Here is a 5,898-nt window from a genome sequence, read left to right as displayed (position 1 = left end):
GGGCTCGCCGGGATCGCGCGCGTGCTGGGTGGCGATGCCGATGCGCTGGAGCCCGCGCTGGCGGCACATCAGGCGATGCTCGAAGCGCGCGGCCGCGATCTTGTGGCGACGGTCGCGAAGGTGCGCGCACTGCGCGCCGATCTCGCGCGCGGCAAGGCGCCCGAGGCGGGCGAGCTGGCGCGCCTGCTGCGGCCCGCCGGCGAAACCATGGCGGTCGCGTTCGATCTGCCATGGCCGTGGGGCGGCGAGCGGTTCGAGCTTTTAGACATCCGCGCGCTCACCTGGATCGTGGGCCCGCTGGGCAGCGGCAAGACGCGGCTGGCGATGCGGCTGGCGGAGGCGCTGCCGGATGCAGCCTTCATCGGCCTCGATCGCGCGGCCGATGGCGGCGCTGCGGCGCGGGCGCGGCTCGACGCCGATGCGGCGCTGAAGGCGCGGGTCGAGCGCGCGACGGCGTGGCTGGTCGAGGAGGGCGCCTCGCCCTCGGACGCGCTGACGGTGCTGCTCGCGTCGCTCGAAGCGGCGACGCCTGCGGCGCTGGTGATCGACATGGTGGAGCAGGGACTGGATCAGCCAACGCAGGAAGCGCTGATCGCCCATCTGCGGCGGCGTGTTTCGCGGGAGCGTCCGCTGTTCCTGATGACGCGCTCCTCGTCGATGCTCGATCTCGGCGAGGTCGGCCCCGACGAGGCGATCCTCTTCTGTCCCGCCAACCACAGCCCGCCGACGCTCGTCCCGCCCTATCCCGGCGCACCGGGCTACGAAGCCGTCGCCACCTGCCTCGCCCCGCCCGACGTGCGCGCAAGAACCGAAGGCGTCGTCGCGTGGCGGCCGGCGGTGTATGAGGCCTCGTGATGAGGTTCGCTGTCGCCGAGAGTTTTCTGTCATCCTGAGCGCAGCGAAGGATCTCATGCCGGTTGCCCCACTGATGGCAGGCGGCAATGAGGTCCTTCGCTTACGCTCAGGACGACAAAGCGAGAGCGCTACTCTTTCTGTCATCCTGAGCGCGGCGAAGGATCTGATGCCGGTTGCCCCACTGATGGCAGGCGGCGATGAGGTCCTTTGCTTACGCTCAGGACGACAAAGAGAGAGCGCTACTTCGCCCGCTTGGGCCGTCGCACCGCGCGGACCTTCGCGCCGTTGCCGTCGCCGCAGTAGAAGCGGTCGGCGCCGTCGGATTCCAGTCCCGACACGCCGACGCCGGCCGGCATGTCGAGCTGTTCCAGCGTCTCGCCGGTCCTGGGATCGATGCGGCGGATGTCGCTCTGGTCGGCTTCCCACGTCGCATGCCACAGCTCGCCGTCGACCCAGGTGACGCCGGTGACGAAGCGGTTGGATTCGATGGTCCGCAGGATCTTGCCGGTCTCGGGATCGATCTGGTGGATCTTGCGTTCGCGATACTGCCCGACCCACAGCGCGCCCTCGGCCCAGGCCATGCCGGAGTCGCCGCCGTCGCCCGGTGCGGGGATGGTGGCCAGCACGCGGCCGGTGCCGGGGTCGATCTTGTGGATCTGCTTCTCGGCGATCTGGAAGAGGTGCCGGCCGTCGAACGCGGTGCCGGCATGGGCCGCGACGTTGATCGAGCGCGCGACCTTGCCGCTCGCCGGATCGAGCGCGTTCAGCTTCTCGCCCGAGGCGAACCAGACATTGGTGCCGTCGTAGGTGACGCCCGCCACCTGGTCGACGCCGGGGAAGGGGCCGTATTCCTGAACGATCTCTGCTGCCTGCGGTTTCATGGGACTGTCCTCGCGACGGGATTGCATTGGTGAGGGTTGCGATGGCCCTTACCTAGCCGCCCGGCAGCGGCGCCGGGAGTAACAAGGTCGTCGTGAAACCGGGCGCGGGCGGCATCATCCAGCGCAGCGACCGTCCGCGGCCGAGCGACTGCACCTTGCCCGCCGCCGCCAGCGCGTCGAGCGCACGCTGCACGGTACGCTGGCTGGCGCCGAGCGCCACGGCCAGCGCCGAACTCGACCACGACTCGCCGTCGGCCAGGAAGGCCAGCACCTCGCCATGCGCCTCGTCGGCGGGCCGCGCAAGCACCACGATCTCGCGGCCGGCGGTCTCTTTTCCAGGGCGCGGCTCCAGCACGAAGCCGCGCTCCGTCGCGGTGACGTCGGCCAGCGGCCTCAGCTCCGCGCGCAGCCGGCCGATCTCGACCCGGAGCCGCGCGCGATGCGATTCGTCGGCGCTGCGGGCGCGGAAGGCCCTGGCGACCAGCACCTCGCGCGAGGCATCGCCCGGCCAGGCTTCGGCCAGCGTGCGGGCCAGCGCGAACAGCACGGGCCGCGTGGCCAGCGACACCACCGTGTCGTCAGTCGTATCGCGGGCGCGCACCACATGGCGGCAGGCATCGACGACCAGCGCGTTCGAGGCGAGCAGCGCTTCGACCTCTTCGAGCAGCAGCGGGCGTTCGCGGCCGCGTTCGATCAGCCGCGCGGCGGGCGTGTCGAGCACCAGCGCCGCGCTGTCGACCTCCGCCGACAGGGCGGGGATACGCGCCTCGCGCGCGGCCTCGCGTGCACGCGCCAGGGCTTCGCGCGCAGCCTTTGTGTGCAGGCGGCGCATCGCGATGCCTGCGGCCACCAGCTCGTGCACGGTGCGCGAGGCCGGCGGCAGCGGCGCGGGATCGATCCTGCCGAGCCGGCGCCCGGCCTCGTCGAGCTTGCCGATCAGCAGCAGCCGGCGGATGTCGAGATGGCGCGCGTGTGCGGCGTTCACCGTGTCGCCATGCGCTTCGAGCGTCGCGCGTGCGGTATCGAGCGCCTTCTCCGGCCAGCCGAGATCGCGCGAGACCAGCGCCACCTCGGCCTCGGCCACGACGCAGCGCGCGCGGGCCATCGCTTCCTTCGGCCCGAAGGCGCGGGCGGCGCTGCGCAGGAGCGCCTTGGCGCGCGCGAAGTCGCCGAGCTGGGCCATCGCAATGCCGCGCAGCGCCAGCGCCGGCGCATCCTCGCGCAGCGCCACGCGATTGAGCGCGCCCAGCGGATCGCCCGCCGCCAGCGCGCGTGCGGCGGCCGTGATCAGCGAGTCCACGAGATTTGCATCCAGAAGCCCGACACGATTGTCACTCTCGTCCGTTGTCCTCCGCGCCTAGACTCTTCGGGTCCCCTCAACAAACAGGAGTAGGCCATGCGCAATCAAGTCGTTTCGCACGAGGACTGGCTCAAGGCCCGTCTCGACCTGCTGGCCGCCGAAAAGGAGTTCACCCGCCAGCGCGATGCGCTGACCCGCCGCCGCCAGCAGATGCCGTGGGAGCGCGTGGAGAAGGACTACCGCTTCGAGGGGCCCGAGGGCACGCTTTCGCTGGCCGATCTCTTCGAGGGCCGTTCGCAGCTCGTCGTCTATCACTTCATGTTCGCGCCGGAGTGGGAGGAGGGCTGCAAGTCCTGCTCCTTCTGGGCCGATACGTTCAATGGCATACCGATCCATCTCGCCCATCGCGACGTGGCCTTCACCGCGATCTCGCGTGCGCCGTTCGCCAAGCTCGACGCCTATCGCCGCCGCCTGGGCTGGAGCTTCCCCTGGGTCTCCTCGCAGGGCAGCGACTTCAACTACGACTTTCATGTCTCGTTCACGCCGGCCGAGATGGAAGCGGGCCATGCCTGCTACAACTACGAGGTCCAGTCGGACACCGGCAGCGACCTGCCGGGCATCAGCGTCTTTGCCAGGGACGACGCGGGCCAGGTGTTTCACACCTATTCCTGCTACACCCGCGGCATCGACATGGTGAACGGCGCCTACCAATTCCTCGATCTCGTGCCGAAGGGCCGCGACGAGGATGCCCTCGGGTTCACGATGTCGTGGGTGCGGCGGAACGATCAGTATTGAGCGGGATCGTTTCGACGATCTCGGCATCCAGCGTGAGGTCGTCGCGCGAGGACAGCAGCCACAGACAGTCCGCCTCGAAGTGCAGGATCGGCAGGTCCCACCAGCGCTCGATCAGGCTCGCCAGCGCAGCGGTTTCCACGACGTCGAGATCGTCGACGAGATTGAAGAGGCCGACGAGGTAGACGTCCGTCACGCGTGCCTTCAGGAGCTTCTGTATCCGCGCCAGCGCATTGTCCTCGCCGCTGCGTTCGGGATAGGTCTTGAGGTAGAGCCGGCCGTGATTGACCGTGCCGGAAAAGAGTCCGCGCAATTCGATCGACGGCCTGCCCACCCGGGAGAGTGCGGCGCGCGTCTCCGCATCGGGTGGCTGCACGGGCTCGCCGCTCGCGAGGGAACCGCACAAGGTCGCGTGCAGCAGGGAGCGCCGGGCGTCGACGACATCCCAGGCGATCTTGCGGGCGAAGGGCGTCGCCCGCAGCTCGTCCGACAGGTCGAGAAAGGCGGGCGCCTGATAGAGGGCCGGGGGAACCGGGAGGGCGATGGAGGTCACGGCCTCGTGCCGGCCCATGACGTAAGGCGTGCCCGGCTTTGACGCGATGACCTTGCGGTGGAACGGCGCGACGAGCGGCAGATGCGCGAGGCGATACTGCGGGTCGAGGTGGAAGGCCTTGCCGGGTGGAAAGTGCGTCCGCTGGGTGGCGTAGCCCAGGTCGTCGTCCGTGCAGAGCTTCATCGGGAGACGGTAGAGCGGATTCCGATGCCGTGGAATACTCCGGGGCCTGCTGTGACCGACAATCGCATGACAATGGCGCCCGTTCCTCGTCAGCCCCTGAGAACCGATCGCCTGCTGCTTCGGCCGACGAAGGCTGCCGATGCGGCGCGCGCCTTCGAGATTCAATCGGACTGGGAAGTGACGCGCATGCTGGCGCAGGCATCGTTTCCGCCCGACCGGCAGGAGATCGAACGGTGGTTCGCCGACCATCCGAACGAATGGGCGGCGGGGAGCGCCTATCGCTTCGCCGTCGTGCTCGACGGAAGGATGGCGGGCCTTGTCGACGTCGACGGGATCGGCGGCGGCGCGGGAAGTCTGGGCTACTGGTTCGAGCGGGCGGCGTGGGGACGGGGCTATGCGTTCGAGGCGGCACGCGCCGTCACGCGCTTCGTGTCCGGCGATGTCGGCCTTGTGAAACTGGTAGCCGGACATGCCCAGGACAATCCGGCCTCCGGACGCGTCCTCGCCAAGCTGGGATTCAGGCGCGTCGATACCGTCGACCTCTTCTCCCGGTCGCGCAACGAATACATCTCGCAGTGTCGCTACGACAGGCTCGACGAGCGGTAGAGCACGATCCTCTGGCCGCGCCATGTCGTGTTGCGCTCGAACGTGTAGTTCGATTTCTCCAGCACGCGGCGCGAGGCGCCGTTTTCGACCTCGACGAGGCCGACCAGCGACGGCAGCGCGAGCTGCACCAGCCCGTAGGCCGTCAGCGCGGGCGCGATTTCGCTCGCCAGGCCGCGGCCCCAAAGCGTGCGTTTGAACGTATAGGCGATCTCGATGTCTTCCCGACCGTCCACGACGACCTGCCGCAGGCCCGCCCGTCCGGCGAACTCGCCCGCCGGCGTTCGCAGGACCCACAGCCCGAAGCCATGCGTCTCCCAGTGGGCCATGTTGGCCGCGAGATAGTCCTTCGTCGTCTCGGGCGAGCGCACGCCGCCCAGGTAACGCGACACGTCGGGATCGAGATGGAGCGCGACCAGATCTGCAAGGTGATCCTCGCTCAGCCTCTCGCCGATCAGCCTCGCGGTTCTGAACGGGGGCGCGGTCATGTGCGCAGCGCCGCGTCGAGGTCGCTCAGAAGTTCGCCGAACCGGGTGCGTCCGCGGCGCGGCGACGGGAAGCGGTGCAGCACGCGGCGCACGGCCGGCGAGGCGAGGGTTGCCGCGCGGTCGAGAGGGTCGCGGCCGGCGTCGCTATCGTTTGCCGCGTCGGGTGCGAGGGCGAGCGCCTGATGGACCGCCGCGCCCAGAACATGTTTGACCTGGTGCGGCGTGGCGCGCGGATGGAGGAAC

Annotated in this window: 8 protein-coding genes; 3 read left to right on the top strand and 5 right to left on the bottom strand. The window is 69.5% G+C overall.

Translation table 11 applies throughout. From position 1 onward, the window contains the following. The coding region (locus BN60_RS12730) for a MerR family transcriptional regulator (RefSeq protein ID WP_043283884.1) at window positions 1–855 on the top strand (855 nt) is incomplete at its 5' end. 239 nt (window positions 856–1,094) lie between these two features. Here the strand turns inward: BN60_RS12730 and BN60_RS12725 are convergent. Both BN60_RS12725 and BN60_RS12720 read right to left on the bottom strand, forming a co-directional pair. Further along, window positions 1,095–1,736, bottom strand: a complete 642-nt coding sequence (locus BN60_RS12725; protein WP_020696440.1) for a Vgb family protein — start codon at window positions 1,734–1,736, stop codon at window positions 1,095–1,097. A gap of 52 nt (window positions 1,737–1,788) precedes the next feature. Further along, window positions 1,789–3,036: a hypothetical protein gene (locus BN60_RS12720; RefSeq protein WP_020696439.1), complete on the bottom strand. Its 1,248-nt coding sequence runs from the start codon at window positions 3,034–3,036 to the stop codon at window positions 1,789–1,791. 96 nt (window positions 3,037–3,132) lie between these two features. On the opposite strand from BN60_RS12720, the gene BN60_RS12715 reads away from it, so the two are divergent. After that, the gene (locus tag BN60_RS12715) at window positions 3,133–3,831 is read left to right on the top strand and encodes a DUF899 domain-containing protein (protein WP_020696438.1); all 699 of its coding nucleotides are present in this window, start codon (window positions 3,133–3,135) and stop codon (window positions 3,829–3,831) included. On the opposite strand, the gene BN60_RS12710 is transcribed toward BN60_RS12715, so the two are convergent. Continuing rightward, complete coding sequence (locus BN60_RS12710; RefSeq protein WP_020696437.1) at window positions 3,794–4,564, bottom strand: hypothetical protein; 771 nt, start codon at window positions 4,562–4,564, stop codon at window positions 3,794–3,796. The two genes, BN60_RS12715 and BN60_RS12710, sit on opposite strands and share 38 nt — an antisense overlap. Before the next feature lie 24 nt (window positions 4,565–4,588). Between BN60_RS12710 and BN60_RS12705 the strand changes: the two genes are divergently transcribed. After that, window positions 4,589–5,170 carry a GNAT family N-acetyltransferase gene (locus BN60_RS12705; protein WP_245539825.1) on the top strand — a complete coding sequence of 194 codons (582 nt, stop codon included), beginning with the start codon at window positions 4,589–4,591 and terminating at the stop codon, window positions 5,168–5,170. Here BN60_RS12705 and BN60_RS12700 read toward each other — a convergent pair. Together BN60_RS12700 and BN60_RS30840 are read right to left on the bottom strand one after the other, a co-directional pair. Further along, the gene (locus BN60_RS12700; protein WP_020696435.1) at window positions 5,146–5,655 is read right to left on the bottom strand and encodes a GNAT family N-acetyltransferase; all 510 of its coding nucleotides are present in this window, start codon (window positions 5,653–5,655) and stop codon (window positions 5,146–5,148) included. The genes BN60_RS12705 and BN60_RS12700 overlap by 25 nt on opposite strands. Then, window positions 5,652–5,898 (bottom strand): hypothetical protein (locus BN60_RS30840; RefSeq protein ID WP_043283883.1); only part of this gene is annotated, 247 nt, incomplete at its 5' end. The genes BN60_RS12700 and BN60_RS30840, both read right to left, overlap by 4 nt.

Source organism: Reyranella massiliensis 521 (genome assembly GCF_000312425.1).
In the GTDB taxonomy this organism is placed as follows: Bacteria; Pseudomonadota; Alphaproteobacteria; order Reyranellales; family Reyranellaceae; genus Reyranella; species Reyranella massiliensis.
Note: the sequence above shows the minus strand (reverse complement) of the source record. Positions and strands in the feature narration are given on the sequence as shown.

What these genes read in the sequence shown, in the direction of transcription:
- BN60_RS12710 (WP_020696437.1), bottom strand. Translation starts at nt 4,564, where the DNA reads ATGAAGCTCTGCACGGACGACGACCTGGGCTACGCCACCCAGCGGACG.
- BN60_RS12700 (WP_020696435.1), bottom strand. Translation starts at nt 5,655, where the DNA reads ATGACCGCGCCCCCGTTCAGAACCGCGAGGCTGATCGGCGAGAGGCTG.
- BN60_RS12705 (WP_245539825.1), top strand. Translation starts at nt 4,589, where the DNA reads ATGCCGTGGAATACTCCGGGGCCTGCTGTGACCGACAATCGCATGACA.
- BN60_RS12715 (WP_020696438.1), top strand. Translation starts at nt 3,133, where the DNA reads ATGCGCAATCAAGTCGTTTCGCACGAGGACTGGCTCAAGGCCCGTCTC.
- BN60_RS12725 (WP_020696440.1), bottom strand. Translation starts at nt 1,736, where the DNA reads ATGAAACCGCAGGCAGCAGAGATCGTTCAGGAATACGGCCCCTTCCCC.